At 67.9% G+C, this 14,500-nt stretch carries 15 protein-coding genes; 6 read left to right on the forward strand and 9 right to left on the reverse strand.

All coding sequences use genetic code 11. The features are described from left to right. Positions 1-55 precede the first annotated feature (55 nt). Positions 56-790 carry an IclR family transcriptional regulator gene (locus tag K0O62_RS20780; protein WP_079244218.1) on the forward strand — a complete coding sequence of 245 codons (735 nt, stop codon included), beginning with the start codon at positions 56-58 and terminating at the stop codon, positions 788-790. Between the two features lie 17 nt (positions 791-807). Next, positions 808-2,454, forward strand: coding sequence for an FAD-dependent oxidoreductase (locus tag K0O62_RS20785; RefSeq protein WP_073853105.1), 1,647 nt, complete (start codon positions 808-810; stop codon positions 2,452-2,454). A gap of 48 nt (positions 2,455-2,502) precedes the next feature. On the opposite strand, the gene K0O62_RS20790 is transcribed toward K0O62_RS20785, so the two are convergent. The 4 genes from K0O62_RS20790 to K0O62_RS20805 all read right to left on the reverse strand — a co-directional run bounded on the left by K0O62_RS20790 (position 2,503) and on the right by K0O62_RS20805 (position 6,009). Then, positions 2,503-3,402, reverse strand: coding sequence for an enoyl-CoA hydratase (locus K0O62_RS20790; protein WP_073853103.1), 900 nt, complete (start codon positions 3,400-3,402; stop codon positions 2,503-2,505). Positions 3,403-3,471: 69 nt separating this feature from the next. After that, entirely contained in the window at positions 3,472-4,617 is a 1,146-nt protein-coding gene (locus tag K0O62_RS20795) for a thiolase family protein (RefSeq protein WP_073853101.1), read from the reverse strand. Positions 4,618-4,631: 14 nt separating this feature from the next. Next, on the reverse strand, positions 4,632-5,045 hold the full coding sequence (locus tag K0O62_RS20800; RefSeq protein WP_073853099.1) for a Zn-ribbon domain-containing OB-fold protein: 414 nt from the start codon (positions 5,043-5,045) through the stop codon (positions 4,632-4,634). 76 nt (positions 5,046-5,121) lie between these two features. Continuing rightward, positions 5,122-6,009 carry an ArgK/MeaB family GTPase gene (locus K0O62_RS20805; RefSeq protein ID WP_073853097.1) on the reverse strand — a complete coding sequence of 296 codons (888 nt, stop codon included), beginning with the start codon at positions 6,007-6,009 and terminating at the stop codon, positions 5,122-5,124. 144 nt (positions 6,010-6,153) lie between these two features. On the opposite strand from K0O62_RS20805, the gene K0O62_RS20810 reads away from it, so the two are divergent. Beyond that, entirely contained in the window at positions 6,154-6,918 is a 765-nt protein-coding gene (locus K0O62_RS20810) for an SDR family NAD(P)-dependent oxidoreductase (RefSeq protein WP_073853095.1), read from the forward strand. After that, the gene (locus K0O62_RS20815) at positions 6,915-7,655 is read left to right on the forward strand and encodes an SDR family NAD(P)-dependent oxidoreductase (protein WP_073853093.1); all 741 of its coding nucleotides are present in this window, start codon (positions 6,915-6,917) and stop codon (positions 7,653-7,655) included. The genes K0O62_RS20810 and K0O62_RS20815 overlap by 4 nt, the downstream gene beginning before the upstream one ends. Here K0O62_RS20815 and K0O62_RS20820 read toward each other — a convergent pair. After that, positions 7,645-9,012 (reverse strand): class I adenylate-forming enzyme family protein, encoded by a 1,368-nt coding sequence (locus K0O62_RS20820; protein ID WP_073853091.1) that lies wholly within the window; start codon positions 9,010-9,012, stop codon positions 7,645-7,647. The genes K0O62_RS20815 and K0O62_RS20820 overlap by 11 nt on opposite strands. Positions 9,013-9,083: 71 nt before the next feature. On the opposite strand from K0O62_RS20820, the gene K0O62_RS20825 reads away from it, so the two are divergent. Further along, on the forward strand, positions 9,084-9,380 hold the full coding sequence (locus tag K0O62_RS20825) for a 2Fe-2S iron-sulfur cluster-binding protein (protein ID WP_073853089.1): 297 nt from the start codon (positions 9,084-9,086) through the stop codon (positions 9,378-9,380). A 16-nt stretch (positions 9,381-9,396) separates the two neighbouring features. Here K0O62_RS20825 and K0O62_RS20830 read toward each other — a convergent pair whose 3' ends face one another. The 4 genes from K0O62_RS20830 to K0O62_RS20845 are packed head-to-tail and all read right to left on the reverse strand — an operon-like array spanning position 9,397 to position 13,436. Further along, positions 9,397-10,434: a CaiB/BaiF CoA transferase family protein gene (locus tag K0O62_RS20830; RefSeq protein ID WP_205870624.1), complete on the reverse strand. Its 1,038-nt coding sequence runs from the start codon at positions 10,432-10,434 to the stop codon at positions 9,397-9,399. A gap of 31 nt (positions 10,435-10,465) precedes the next feature. Next, on the reverse strand, positions 10,466-11,422 hold the full coding sequence (locus K0O62_RS20835; protein WP_073853085.1) for an LLM class F420-dependent oxidoreductase: 957 nt from the start codon (positions 11,420-11,422) through the stop codon (positions 10,466-10,468). Beyond that, entirely contained in the window at positions 11,422-11,826 is a 405-nt protein-coding gene (locus tag K0O62_RS20840; RefSeq protein WP_073853083.1) for a cobalamin B12-binding domain-containing protein, read from the reverse strand. Before K0O62_RS20840 ends, K0O62_RS20835 begins: the two co-directional genes overlap by 1 nt. Before the next feature lie 20 nt (positions 11,827-11,846). After that, entirely contained in the window at positions 11,847-13,436 is a 1,590-nt protein-coding gene (locus tag K0O62_RS20845; protein WP_073853081.1) for a methylmalonyl-CoA mutase family protein, read from the reverse strand. Between the two features lie 220 nt (positions 13,437-13,656). Here K0O62_RS20845 and K0O62_RS20850 point away from each other — a divergent pair, with 220 nt between their 5' ends. Continuing rightward, complete coding sequence (locus K0O62_RS20850) at positions 13,657-14,493, forward strand: SDR family oxidoreductase (protein ID WP_073853079.1); 837 nt, start codon at positions 13,657-13,659, stop codon at positions 14,491-14,493. The last annotated feature ends 7 nt before the right edge of the window (positions 14,494-14,500 follow it).

A 14,500-nucleotide genomic window follows, 5' to 3' on the forward strand; every position in this document is an offset into this window, starting at 1 on the left:
CAGTGTGCTAATATCGAACATCAATGTGCACTATCTATAGAGCATCACTCTCGCGATGACGTCTGTCAAGGGACTGGGCCCAAGCTCAGGGCCGGAATCGGAGACCGCGACCACCACCCGTCCCGCGGCCGGCTCGCAGACGCTCGCCCGGGGCCTTTCCGCACTGCAGGCGGTGGCCAGCGCCCCCTCGGGCGTCACCGCCGCCGAAGTCGCGGACTTCGTCGGCGTGCACCGGACCATCGCCTACCGGCTGCTCAGCACCCTGGCTCAAGCCCGCTTCGTCACCAAGGGCTCCGACGGCAAATACCGGCCGGCCGCGGCGCTGGCCGTCCTCGGCGCCTCCTTCGACAACAACGTGCGCCAACTGGCCGTCCCGACATTGCGGCTGTTGGCCGACGACCTGGGCACCACGGTGTCGCTACTGGTCGCCGAGGGCGATCAACAGGTCGCCATCGCCGTCATCGTGCCGACGCTGGTCTTCTACCAACTGTCCTTCCACGAGGGCAGCCGCCATCCTCTGGAACGCGGGGCGGCGGGCGCGGCACTGCTGGCCAGCATGCCGCCGCGACCCGGCGAACGCGACCTCGTGCGCCAAGCCCGTGAGCAGGGCTGGGTTATCACCCACGGTGAGATCGAACCGGACACCTACGGTCTGGCCGTGCCGGTCCGCCGCCGCCCACCGTCCCCGCCGACCTGCATCAACCTGATCTCCCACCGCGAAGACGTCGTCCTCAACGGACGCGACGCGGTGGTGCGTGCGGCCAGACAACTCTCCGACATCCTCAGCTGACCGGAAGGACTGTGGCAGTGTCCGATTCAGAAACTCCCGATTCAGAAGTCTCCTGGGACCAGGAGTACGACGTCGTCGTTCTCGGCAGCGGCGGCGCCGGACTGTCCGCCGCGCTGACCGCCGTGACCAACGGCGCCCGGGTCGCGATCTTCGAGAAGGCCCCCACCGTCGGCGGCACCACCGCGGTCTCGGGCGGCATCACCTGGATTCCCTCGCACAACCGGCTGGCCGGCACCGAACTGTCGGTCGAGGATGCGCTGGCCTACCTGGAGGCGCAGTCCCTGGGGGCCATGGACCGCGAACTCGTCGAGACGTTCGTGCGTACCGGCCCGGCGATGCTGGACTACCTGGAACAGCACAGCGATCTGCGGTTCGAGATCGCCGAGGGTTTCCCCGATTACAAGCCCGAGCTGCCCGGCGGACGACCCGGGGGTGGACGGTCGCTGGCGGCCGCCCCGTTCGACCTGGCCAAGCTCGGCGAATGGGCCGACCGCGTCACCGCCTTCCCGGTGGACTTCAGCAACGTCGGAATCGATGCCGAGACCCGCGCCCGCATCCACGCCGCCGCCGACGACCTCGACGGTGACTACTGCGTGGCCGGGGCCGCGCTCATCGCCGGACTGCTCAAGGGACTGCTGGACCGCGGCGTCACCCCGGCGACCGAGGCCCGCGCGGTGGAACTGTTCGGCTCGGCCGAGGGCATCACCGGTGTGCGGATCCAGCAGCACGGCAAGGACATCCGGGTCCGGGCCCGACGCGGGGTCGTCCTGGGCACGGGTGGCTTCGAATGGGACGCCCGGCTCGTCGACGCCTATCTGCGCGGGCCGATGCGCGGTGCGGTGTCCCCACCGAACAACACCGGCGACGGCCTGCGGATGGCGATGGCGCACGGCGCCGACCTGGCGAACATGGGCGAAGCCTGGTGGGTGCCGATCGTGCAGATCCCCGGCGACACTCTGGGCGGGCACCCCCGCAGTCGCAGCGTGCGACTGGAGCGCACCCGGCCACGCAGCATCATCGTCAACCGCGCCGGTCGACGGTTCCTCAACGAGGCCGGTGAATACAACTCGATGGCCGGGCCGTTCCACCACCTCGATCCACGGGCCGGGTACCTCAACGACCCGGCCTGGATCGTGTTCGACTCCGGCCACCTCAGGCGCTACGGCTTCCTCGGCGTGGAACCGGACGCACCGGCACCGGACTGGTTCAACGAATCGGCGAGCCTGGACGAACTGAGCGCCAAGATCGGCGTCGCCGCCGACGGGCTGCGCCGCACGGTCGACACCTGGAACGCCAATGTGGCCGACGAGGTCGATCCCGACTTCGGCCGGGGCGCAAGCGCATACGACGGCTACTGGGGCGACACGTCGGCACCGACCCCGGCGTTGCAGACCCTCGGCCCGCTGGACACCGCACCGTTCTACGCGGTCCCGGTGGCCGTCGGCGCGATGGGCACCAAGGGCGGCCCGCGCACCGATCGCGACGGCCGGGTGCTGCACGTCAACGGAAAGGTCATCCCCGGGTTGTTCGCCGCGGGCAACGCGATGGCCGGGGTGACCGGAAAGGCCTACGGCGGAGCCGGCGGCACGCTGGGGCCGGCCATGACCTTCGGTTACCGCAGCGGGTACACCGCCGCCACCGGCGAATCCGCCCCCATCCCCTAGCGATTTCGGCGGCTGCGAACGTCAGCGCGCCGAAATCGCAGAGATGGGCTAGGGCTGGTCTTTGAGGGCGGGCTTCGGCGGCTCGGCGGTGCGCCAGTCGATCAGCCCGTCCTCGGCCAGACCGACCGGGAATCCGTTCTCGTGCACCTGCGCCCAGTGACTGTGGTTCAGCTCGTGCAGAGTGAAGCAGGCGTTCAGGGAGTTGTAGAAACCCTGGTTGTCCTGGGTCTGGTTCACCGACTCCTTGATCAGCAACGCGGCCATGGTCGGGACCTGGGCGATGCGACGGGCGAACTCCAGTGTCTTGTCGGCCAACTCGTCGCTCGGGAAGATCTTCGACACCATGCCCAGCTGATGTGCCTCCTCGACCGACAGCGTGTCGCCGGTGAGCATCAGTTCCTTGGTCTTGCGGGCCCCGAATTCCCATGGGTGCGCGAAGTATTCGACACCACACATGCCCAGGCGGGTGCCGACGACGTCGGTGAACCGGGTGTTGTCGGCCGCGACGATCAGGTCGCAGGACCACATCAGCATGAGTGCGGCGGCGTAGACGTCACCGTGCACCGAGGCGACCGTGATCTTGCGCAGGTTGCGCCAGCGCCGGGTGTTCTCGAAGTAGTGATGCCATTCCTGCAGCATCAGGCTCTCCGCGCCCTTGCGGGTCCCGCCGTTGACCGTGAAGCTCGGATGCTGATCCGGCCCGGGCATGTACTCCGAGCGCTGCACCTTCGAGCCCACATCGTGGCCGGCGGAGAACATCGGGCCGTTGCCGCCGAGGATCACCACCCGCACGGTGTCGTCGGCCTCGGCCCGCAGGAACGCATCGTGCAACTCGACGAGCATGCCGCGGTTCTGCGCATTCCGGGCCTCCGGCCGGTTGAGCATGATCCGGGCGATGGTGCCCTCATCGAGGGTTTCGTACGTCACGAAGCGGTAGTCGTCAGCCATGAATCGGACTCTATTCCTATGAGAATGGCATTACCGATGGGCCCCGCGGACGACGGCCCATCGATTACGTCAGAGCGAGAGGATGGTGGCCGACGCGGTGCCGGGCGCGCCGTAGACCTGAGCCAGCCCGACGCGCGGATTACCGGGGACCTGGCGCTCGCCTGCTTCGCCGCGCAACTGCCGGACCAGCTCGTGCATCTGGCGCAGACCGGATGCGCCGATCGGCTCGCCGTTGGCGATCAGACCGCCGTCGGTGTTGACCGGGATCCGGCCGTTGATCTCGGTGGCACCGTCGATCAGCATCTTCTCCTGATCGCCGTCGGCGCACAGCCCGGTCTCGGCCATGTGGATGACCTCGGCACCGGCGTCGGTGTCCTGCAGCTGCGCGATGTCGACGTCCTCGGGGCCGATGCCGGCGGCCTCATAGGCGGCCTTGGCGGCGAACACCGTCGGCGAGGGATCCTCGTCCAGCGGCGCGGAGGTGGCGTGCACCTCGTAGGCACCGAAGGTACGGGTGCGAATCTCGCTGGCGCGCACGTAGACCGGCTTGTCGGTGTACTTGTGCGCGATATCCGCGCGGCACATGATGACCGCCGCGGCCCCCTCGTCGGGCGCGCAGAACATGTACTGACGCAACGGGTAGTTCAGCACCGGGGACGCCATGATCTCCTCGACGGAGATCTCCTTGCGTCGGAACGCATTCGGGTTGAGTTCACCGTTGCGGAAGTTCTTGTTGGCCACTCGCGCCAGCGTCTCCTCGGAGATTCCGTGCTTGTGGATGTAGTGGTTGGCCTTGATGCCGAAGAACTTGGTGGTGACGAACTGACCGTTGTTGGCGTACCACTGCGGCAGCGCGAGTTTGGCCGGATCGTCGGTGAACGCGCCACGCGGATGCTTGTCCAGGCCGACGGCGATCCCGATGTCGTACTTGCCCAGCCGGATGGTGTCCGCGGTCTGCTGGATGGCGCTGGCCGAGGTGGCGCACGCGTTGAACACGTTGGTGAAGGTGATGCCGGTCAGCCCGACCAGGCGCGTCACGGCGTCGGGGTTGGACACCTCGTAGCTGCCGCCGAAGCCGAACTGGATGTCCTTCCACTCCACGCCGGCGTCCTGGAGCGCGCCCTGGATCGCCTCGGCGCCCATCTCCATCGCGGTCTTGTCGAAGCGGCCGAACGGGTGGATACCGACGCCGATGATGGCTACGTCATTCGTCATGTGTAACAGCCTCTCTAGACCGGCTTGAACCAGAAGGTGACGAGCTCGTTGCCGTCGGCGTCCGTGGCGAACGGCTCCATGGTCAGCTCGACCTCCATGCCGAACTTCAGCTTGGCGGGATCGTTCTCGGTGAGCCGGCCCTCGACGCGGATCAGGTCACCCAGTTGCACCAACCCGACGCCGAACGGCACGAAGTCCTTGCCGGTGGGTCCGGCGTACGGCGCCCCGGGCGGGAATCCCTGCGTGGTCCAGGCGATGACGGTGCCGCGCCTGGGCAGCAGCAGGTCCGACATCTCGGACTTGCTGCACTTGGGGCAGTGCTGCTGACGCGGGAACGTCGTCGCGGAACAGGCACCGCACTGGCTGCCGATGAGCTGTGGATCCTCATCGGGCCAGGTCGAGATCTCGGGGGCTAGCGCCTTCTGCATCAGGCTCCTCGGCTACCAGGAAGAATTCATTAACGAATTCGAACAATAACATTTCTGGTAACTGGAAACCATATTCTCATTGAGGTTTGACCTGGGCCCCGTCCAGCAATCGGGCGGTCGCCGAGTACACGTCGACCTCGCCGTCGACCACCGCGGCGGCCAGGTCGGCCAGCCCCGGATGGGACTGCAGCGCACTCTGCGCCAGCGACAGGATCTGCAACCGCGCCCGGACGGCCCGGCGTTCGGCGGAGTCGGCCCGGTGATGGGCGTCGATCGCCGCGACCAGATCGTCGATGCCGGCACCCTGGGCGGCGATCAGTTTGAGGATCGGCAACCCGGTCTCGATGTGCAGATCCCGGGCGGTCTGGTCCGCACCCTCGCGGTCGGCCTTGTTGACCACGAGGATGTCGGCGATCTCCAGCAGACCGGCCTTGGCGGCCTGGATCGCGTCGCCGGCACCGGGATTCAGGATGGCCACCGTCGGATCCGCCACCGCGGCGATCTCGATCTCGGACTGGCCCACCCCTACCGTCTCGAGCACGACGACGTCATACCGCAGAGCGGCCAGCAGCCGGATCGCGGCCGGCACCGCAGCGGCCAGCCCGCCCAGATGCCCGCGGGTGGCCACCGACCGGATCAGCACGTCGGGGTCGTTGATGTGCGCAGCCATCCGGATCCGGTCCCCCAGCAGGGCTCCCCCGCTGTACGGCGAGGACGGGTCCACGGCCAGCACCGCGACCCGCAGGCCCGCCGCGCGGTATGCCGACACCAACACCGCGACGGTGGTCGACTTCCCGGCGCCCGGCGGTCCGGTGATACCGACGGTGCGCACGGTCACCGGCGGCTGTGCGGCGAGGACGGCAAGGACCTCGTCGCGGCGGTCACTCTCGACCAGGCTCAACAGCCTGCCGGCGGCCCGAACCGAGCCACCGCGCGCGGCCCGCAGGAGTTCATCGATGTCCATCGGTTCAGACCCTAGGCCCGCCTGGGCGATTCACGCACCGGGGCGACGAGTACGGCCTCAGGCATCGAATCTGCCCCTTTCAGACGGGTATGAGAATGTTATTCTCCCCTGCAGAGAGCGCTAGTTGCAAGGAGGCAGGTACACATGGACATCGCCGGTAGCTCCGCACTGGTCGTGGGCGGCGCGGGAGGACTGGGGGAAGCGACCGTCCGCCGACTGCACGCGGCCGGGGCCAAAGTCGTCATCGCCGACCTCGCCGATGAGAAGGGACCCAAGCTCGCCGACGAACTCGGCGTGCGTTACGTCCGCACCGACGCCACCTCCGAAGAGTCCGTCAACGCCGCCATCGCCGAAGCCGAAGCGCTTGCCCCGCTGCGCATCTCGGTGGACACCCACGGCGGCCCGGCCACCGGCGGTCGTCTGATCGGCAAGGACGGATCGCCGCTGGCCCTGGACGGCTTCGAGACGACGATCAAGTTCTACCTCACCGCCGTGTTCAACGTGCTGCGCCTGGCCGCCGCGGCGATCGCCCGGACCGAACCGCTGGAGGAGGGCGCCCGCGGCGTCATCGTCAACACCGCCTCCATCGCCGGCTACGAGGGCCAGATCGGCCAGTTGCCCTACGCCGCCGCCAAGGGCGGTGTGCTCGGTATGACGCTGGTCGCCGCCCGCGACCTGTCCCCGTTGGGGATTCGGGTCAACACCATCGCACCCGGCACCATCAACACCCCGGCGTACGGCAAGGCCGCCGATCAGTTGGAGCAGTACTGGTCGCCGCAGATTCCGTTCCCCAAGCGAATGGGCCGCGCCGGCGAGTACGCCCAGTTGGCCCAGAGCATCATCGAGAACGACTACCTCAACGGCGAGATCATCCGCCTCGACGGAGCACTGCGGTTCCCGCCCAAGTGACCCGCACACTCGAAGGCAAGACGGCGTTCGTCGCCGGTGCCAGCCGCGGCATCGGGGCGACCATCGCCCACGCGCTCGCCGCCGCGGGCGCCTCGGTCGCGGTGGCGGCCCGCTCCGAGCAACAGGGCAAACTGCCCGGCACCATCGGTTCGGTGGCGGAGTCGATCCGCGCGCAAGGCGGCACCGCCCTGGCGGTGCCGTGTGACGTCACCAGCGAAGCCTCCGTCGATGACGCTGTGGCCCAGACGGTCTCGGAATTCGGCGGGATCGACATCCTGGTGGCCAACGCCGGCGTGCTGTGGCTCGGTCCGGTGGAGACGACGCCGCTGAAGCGCTGGCAACTGTGCCTGGACGTCAACCTCACCGGGGTGTTCCTGGTGACCAAGGCCGTCATCCCGCATGTCCGGACCCGCGGTGGCGGCTCGCTGATCGCGATCACCACCACCGGGGTCGGGATGCCGGGCGCCAACGCCTACTGGGTGTCCAAGGCCGCCGCCGAACGGCTCTATCTGGGCCTGGCCGAGGACCTCAAGGCCGACAACATCGCGGTGAACTGTCTGAGTCCGTCGCGGGTGGTGCTCACCGAGGGCTGGCAGGCGGGCGGCATGGGCCTCGAGATTCCCCCGGAGATGGTGGAACCGCCCGACGCGATGGGCCGGGCCGCGGTACGGCTGGCCGGTCAGGACGCGGGTGGGGTCACCGGGACCGTGCAACGCTCCGAGGAACTCACCTTCTGACGAACTCGTCGCGCAACACCCGGCGCAGCACCTTGCCCGACGGCAGCCGCGGGATCGCATCGACGACGATCACCCGGCGCGGCCGTTTGTAGGATGACAGCCGCTCGCCCACCAGATCGATCAGTTCCTGTTCGGCGACCGGTTCGGCGACCGTCACCGCCGCGATGACCGCTTCCCCGTCGGCGCCGTCGGGTACCCCGAACACCGCACAGTCGGTGACCGCCGGATGTCCGTGCAGCACCGCCTCCACCTCGGCCGGGGCCACCTGGAAGCCGCGGACCTTCACCATCTCCTTGAGCCGGTCGGTGATGCGCAGCCAGCCCTCCTCGTCCAGGTTGCCGATGTCGCCGGTGCGGTACCACCCGTCATCGAATGCCGCACCGGTGTCACCCTCGGGCAGGTAGCCGACCATGGCCGAGGGCGACCGCACCTGGATCTCCCCGTCGGCGGCGATGCGCACCTGCACCCCGGGGACCGGCCTGCCCACCGTGTCCAACCGTGCGTCACCGATCGGGCAGCACGCGATCACCGGTAGTTCGCTGGCGCCGTATGCCGAGACCCATTGCACCCCAACCCTATCGGTGACCGCCTCGGCCACGCTCCGAGTGACCGGGGTGGCGCACCACATGATGTAGCGCAGCGAGGACAGGTCGTAACGCTCCAGATCCGGATGCGCGGCGATCGCCAACGCGATGGGGGCGACCGCCATTTCGATGGTGATCCGGTCGTCCTGGATGTGGGTCAGCATCCGGTCGATGTCGAACCGGGGGTGCAGGCGCATCCACGCGCCGGTATCCAGAATGGTGGCGATGTTGAGCAGCCCCAGGATGTGCGACGGCGGCGTCATGATCTGCATGCGGTCCTCGGCGGTGAGTCCCAGCGCGGTGCGCCAGTGCCGCACCGCTGCGGCGAACCCGGCGTGCTTGTGCCGGACGGCCTTGGGCATCCCGGTGGTGCCGGAGCTGAAGACGAACAGCGCGTCGGCATCCGGCGGGGCCGCCGGCCACACGCCGGCACCCGGGATGATCGGTTCGTCGAGGTGCAGCGTCGGGAGCAACTCGGCGAGCAGGGGTGCGTCGCCGACCCCCAGAACCGGGTTCGTCAACGCCAGCGCATGCGCCACCTCGGCCCGTTTCCAGCCCGAACTGACCAGCACCACCGCGGCACCGACCCGCCAGATCGCCCGCAGCGCGATGACGAACTCGGGCCGGTTCGAGGACATCAGCACGACCCGGTCACCGGCGGTCACACCACGGGCCGCCAGCGCGGCAGCCATCCCGCTGGTCAGGGCGTCCAACTCGGCCAGGGTGTACTCGCGATCCTCGAACGCGAGGACGGGGCGACTGTTTGCAACCATCAGCCCACTACCCTATCCCCAACGGAGAATGATATTCTCTTTTTGCCAGAATACGATGCCCGGGAGATGTGATGACGGCCGAACCAGTGCCCGCCGACGAAGTGACCATCGTCCTCGACGGCGCCAGCACCACGACGCTGCCGGTCGCCGGCGACACGTTACTGGAGACCGCTCGGCGGGCCGGACTGACCCCGCCATTCGCCTGCGAAGCCGGTAACTGCGGCACCTGCATCGCCAAGCTCACCGAGGGCAGCGCCACCATGCGGGTCAACGATGCCCTCGACGAGGACGAGGTCGAAGAGGGTTATGTGCTGACCTGCCAGGCGATTCCCGATCCCGGGCCGCTGACGGTCAACTACGACGACTGACCACGAGGCCGATTGACTACAGGGTCGACTGACTCTCGAAGACCGGCGCCGGGCGGTACTCCGGCACGTAGCCCTCGATCCTGATCGGGCTGGCCACCAGCCGGAAATCACCCGCGGTCACCACCATCTCCGGGGTGTCCTCCAGTGCCTCCGGCAGCGAACGCACCGCTGCCGCCGGGATCCCCAGCGGCTTCAGTCGGGCCTCCCAGTTCACCGCGGTGTCGGTGGCCAGCGCCGCGAAGACTAGGGCCAGCAGTTCCTCCCGGCGGGCGGCCCGTTCGGCCATCGTCCCGAACCCGGCGATGCCGGCCTCACCGGCGAAGGACCGCCAGAAACCGTCGTGCGTGATGAACAGCGCCAGGTACCCGTCGGCGGTCGGAAACAGCTGCGCCGGAACGTAGTACGAGTGCGCCCCGTACGGGTATCGGCGAGGTTCGGCGCCGTCGTTCAGATACGCGGCCGCCCGGTAGTTCAACTGCGAGAGCATGACGTCGCGCAGGCACACGTCCACCTGGCCGCCGTGACCGGAGACGATCTTGGCGAGCAACCCCAGTGCCGCGGTCAGGCCGGTGGAGTTGTCGGCCGCCGAGTAGCCGGGCAGGGTGGGCGGCGCGTCCGGGTCACCGGTCATCGCCGCCACGCCGGTGGCCGCCTGGATGACGTAGTCGAACGCCGGATCGTCCCCGCCGTGCAGCCCGTATCCGGTCAGCGCCACGCACACGATCTTCTCGTTGTACCGGCGCAGATTCTCATACGTCAGGCCCAGCTTCTTGATCGCCGACGGCTTCATGTTCACCAGCAGCGCGTGCGAATCGGCCACCAGCGCACCGAGTTCAGCGCGTCCTGCCTCCGACGCCAGGTCCAGGCAGACGCTGCGCTTGTTGCGGTTGAGGCTGGCGAAGTAGCTGTCGCTGACCTGCCGGGAGATCTCACCGCCGGGGGGTTCGACCTTGATGACATCGGCGCCCAGATCGGCCAGCAGCATGGTGGCGTACGGGCCGGCCAGCATCACGCCGACCTCGATGACCCGGATGCCGGATAAAGGACCCTTCACCCAACCACTCTGTTCTTCGCGCAAGCGCTCATCACGACACCTGCTTGGCGAGTTCCGCGATCACCTCACGCGTCCGGTACTTCGACGCGATCAGCTCGTCTCGGTTGTCCCCGATCGGCAGCAGCCGCACCGACAGGTCGGTGACCCCCGCGTCGGCGAACGCCTTGAACCGCTTGAGGATCGACTCCTCGTCGCCGGCGGCGCACAGATCACCGACGGTCCGGGCGTCACCGCGGTCGAGCAACCGCTGGTAGTTCGGTGACGTCTCGGCCTCGGCCAGGATCCGGTTGGCCCGGTCCTTGGCCTCCTCGATCTCGGAGTTGGCGCACAGCGTGACCGGTATGCCCGCCACGATGCGCGGCGGCGGCTTGCCGGCCTCGGCGGCGGCCTTGTTGATCTTCGGGGCGATGTGCTCACCGATGGCCTTCTCGTCGGCCATCCACAGTGAGGTGCCGTCGGCGTGCTCACCGGCGATCTGCAACATCACCGGGCCCAACGCGGCGACCAGCACCGGCATCGGGGTCTCGGCGCCGAGCGCGGTCGGGTTGTGCACGGTGAAGGTGTCGTTCTCCACATCCACCGGGCCCGGGCCGGCGATCGCCGCGTTGAGCACCTGCAGATAGTCGCGGGTGTAGGCGGCCGGCTTGTCATACGGCAGGCCCAGCATGTCGCGGATGATCCAGTGATGCGACGGGCCCACGCCCAGTGCGAGCCGCCCGCCCGCGACCGCGTGCACCGAAAGCGCTTGGCGGGCCAGCGCGATCGGATGCTGGGCCTGCAGCGGGACCACGGCGGTGCCGAGTTCGATCCGGGTGCTGTGCGAGGCCATCAGGGCCACCATCGTCAGCAGATCGAAATCGTCGGGTACCTGTGGCATCCACGCGGTGGCCAACCCGGCCGAGTCGGCCCACTCGATGTCGGAGATCAGTTTTTTGACCTTGCGGGACATATCGCCCCGCTCGGCCCCGATCATCACGCCCAGTCTCATCAGACGGACTCCCCTGCCGTTTCGGTCAGTGCGCGCACCTCGGTCACCAGGGTTTCCAGCGCGGTCCCGGTCGGGAACACCGCTGCCGCACCGGCATCGAGCAGTTTCTGCACATCGGACTCCGGGATGGTGCCACCGACCACCACCGCGATATCGCCGGCGTCGGCGGCACGCAAGGCGTCCACCGTCCGCTGGGTCATTGCGACGTGCGCACCGGACAGGATCGAAAGTCCCACCAGCGCAACGTCTTCCTGCAGGGCGATGGACACGATGTCCTCGATGCGCTGGCGGATACCGGTGTAGATGACCTCGAAGCCGGCGTCACGCAGGGTGCGCGCGACGATCTTGGCGCCCCGGTCGTGGCCGTCCAGGCCGGGTTTGGCGACGAGTACTCGAGTGGCCATGGTCTAGAACACTCCCCTTCTTAGAAGACGACCGGCTGCTGGAACTCGCCCCAGACGGCCTTGAGCGCGGACACCATCTCGCCCACCGTGCAATAGGCGTTGGCACAGTCGATCAGCTTGTGCATCAGGTTGTCGTCACCCTCGGCGGCCCGGGCCAGTGCTGCCAGCGCCTCTTTCACTGCGACGTCATCGCGTTCGGCCTTCACCTTGGCCAGTCTCGCGAGTTGTTTGTCGCGTCCCTCGGCGTCGAGTTCATAGGTGGCCAGATCGGGCGCCGGTTCGTCGACGACGAACTTGTTCACCCCGACGACGGGACGGACACCGGATTCGACCTCCTGATGGATCTTGTACGCCTCGTCGGCGATCAGGCCCTGCAGGTAGCCGTCCTCGATGCAGCGGACCATGCCGCCGTGTTCCTCGAGATCGCGCATGATCTCGATGATCTTCTCCTCGGTGGCGTCGGTGAGCGCCTCCACGAAGTACGAACCACCCAGCGGGTCGGCCACTTTGGTCACACCGGTCTCGTACGCCAGGATCTGCTGGGTGCGCAGTGCCAGGGTGGCGGATTCCTCACTGGGCAGCGCGAACGGCTCGTCCCAGGCCGCGGTGAACATCGACTGCACCCCACCGAGCACCGAGGCCAGCGCCTCGTAGGCGACCCGGACCAGGTTGTTCTGGGCCTGCGGCGCGTACAGCGACGCCCCGCCCGACACACAGCCGAACCGGAACATCGCGGCCTTGTCCGAGGTGGCGCCGTAGCGTTCCCGCACGATCGTGGCCCAGCGCCGCCGGCCGGCCCGGTACTTGGCGATCTCCTCGAAGAAGTCGCCATGGGTATAGAAGAAGAACGAGATCTGCGGCGCGAACTTGTCGATCGTCATCCGGCCGCGCTCGACCACGGTGTCGCAGTAGGTGACGCCGTCGGCCAGGGTGAACGCCATCTCCTGGACCGCATTGGCGCCGGCGTCGCGGAAATGCGCGCCGGCCACCGAGATCGCATTGAACCGCGGCACCTCGGCCGCACAGAACTCGATGGTGTCGGCGATCAGCCGCAGCGACGGCTCCGGCGGCCAGATCCAGGTGCCGCGCGAGGCGTACTCCTTGAGGATGTCGTTCTGGATGGTGCCGGTGAGGTTCTCCCGCGGCACACCCTTCTTCTCCGCCGCGGCCACGTAGAACGCCAGCAGGATGGCGGCGGTGCCGTTGATGGTGAAGCTGGTGCTGATCTTGTCCAGCGGGATGCTGTCGAACAGGATTTCGGCGTCGGCCAACGTGTCGACGGCGACGCCGACGCGACCGACCTCTTCCCCGTACTCCGGGTCATCGGAGTCGTAGCCACACTGCGTAGGCAGATCCAGCGCCACGCTGAGCCCGGTGCCGCCCTGATCCAGCAGGTACCGGTAGCGCTGATTGGACTCCTCGGCCGTGCCGAACCCGGAGTACTGCCGGAAGGTCCAGGTCTTGCCCCGATAACCGGACGCGAAGTTGCCGCGGGTGAACGGGTAGTCACCGGGCGCGGGCGGGTCGCCCGCGCGGTCGGTGGGACCGTACACGGGAGCCAGCGGGATGCCAGAGGGAGTCGTTACCCGGGGGTCGCTTTGGTCGTTCATCACTGGATAACGTACTTGCAAAAAATGAGAATGCCAATACCGCAGACAGGAAATATGCACCCAGATCAGCCACGACAGGCACTCAACCAGGTGGCGGCCATCCCCCGGCGAACCCCCACCGCCGCGTCGCCGCTGGACATGAGCGAGTATGACACTTGCTGAAAATGAGAATGCCAATACCATCAGGGGAAGCAAGACCCCTTCCGTCCGAGGAGTCCCTATGTCCAGCGCGCAACGGCCGCTCGCCGATCGAACCCTGGTGGTGTCCGGCGGCAGCCGCGGCATCGGCCTGGCCATCGCCCTAGGCGCCGCCCGCCAGGGCGCCAACGTGGTGCTGTTGGCCAAGACTGCCGAACCACACCCCAAGCTGCCCGGCACCGTGCACACCGCGGTGGCCGAGGTCGAGGCCGTCGGCGCCAGGGCTGTGGCCGTGGTCGGCGACGTCCGCAAGGAAGAGGACGTGCAGCGGGCCGTCCACGCCGCGGTGCAGACCTTCGGCGGCGTCGACATCGTCATCAACAACGCCAGCGCGATCGCCACCGAGCCCACCGAGTCCCTGTCGGCCAAGAAGTTCGATCTGATGATGGACATCAACGTGCGTGGCACCTTCCTGCTGACCAGGGCCGCGCTGCCGCACCTGAAGCAGTCCCCGGGCGCGCACGTCATCACCCTGGCGCCGCCGCTGAACCTCAATCCCTACTGGCTGGGCGCGCACCCGACCTACACGGTGTCCAAGTACGGCATGACGCTGCTGTCGCTCGGCTGGGCCGAGGAGTACAAGGATTCCGGCATCGGCTTCAGCTGCCTGTGGCCGCAGACCTACATCGCCACATCGGCGGTGGCGAACCTGGCCGACGGCGACAGCCTGGCCTCCTCATCGCGCAGCCCGGAGATCATGGCCGACGCCGCGGTGCAGATCCTGACCGGACCGGCCAAGGAAGCCAACGGCCAGACCTACATCGACGCCGACGTGCTGGCCGCCGGCGGGATCACCGACCTGTCCCGCTATGGCGGTGGCGAGGATCCCATCTGGGATATCTTCGTCGACAAGGAGTGATCAACAG

Origin of the sequence: Mycolicibacterium diernhoferi (assembly GCF_019456655.1) — a bacterium.
GTDB classification, from domain to species: domain Bacteria; phylum Actinomycetota; class Actinomycetes; order Mycobacteriales; family Mycobacteriaceae; genus Mycobacterium; species Mycobacterium diernhoferi.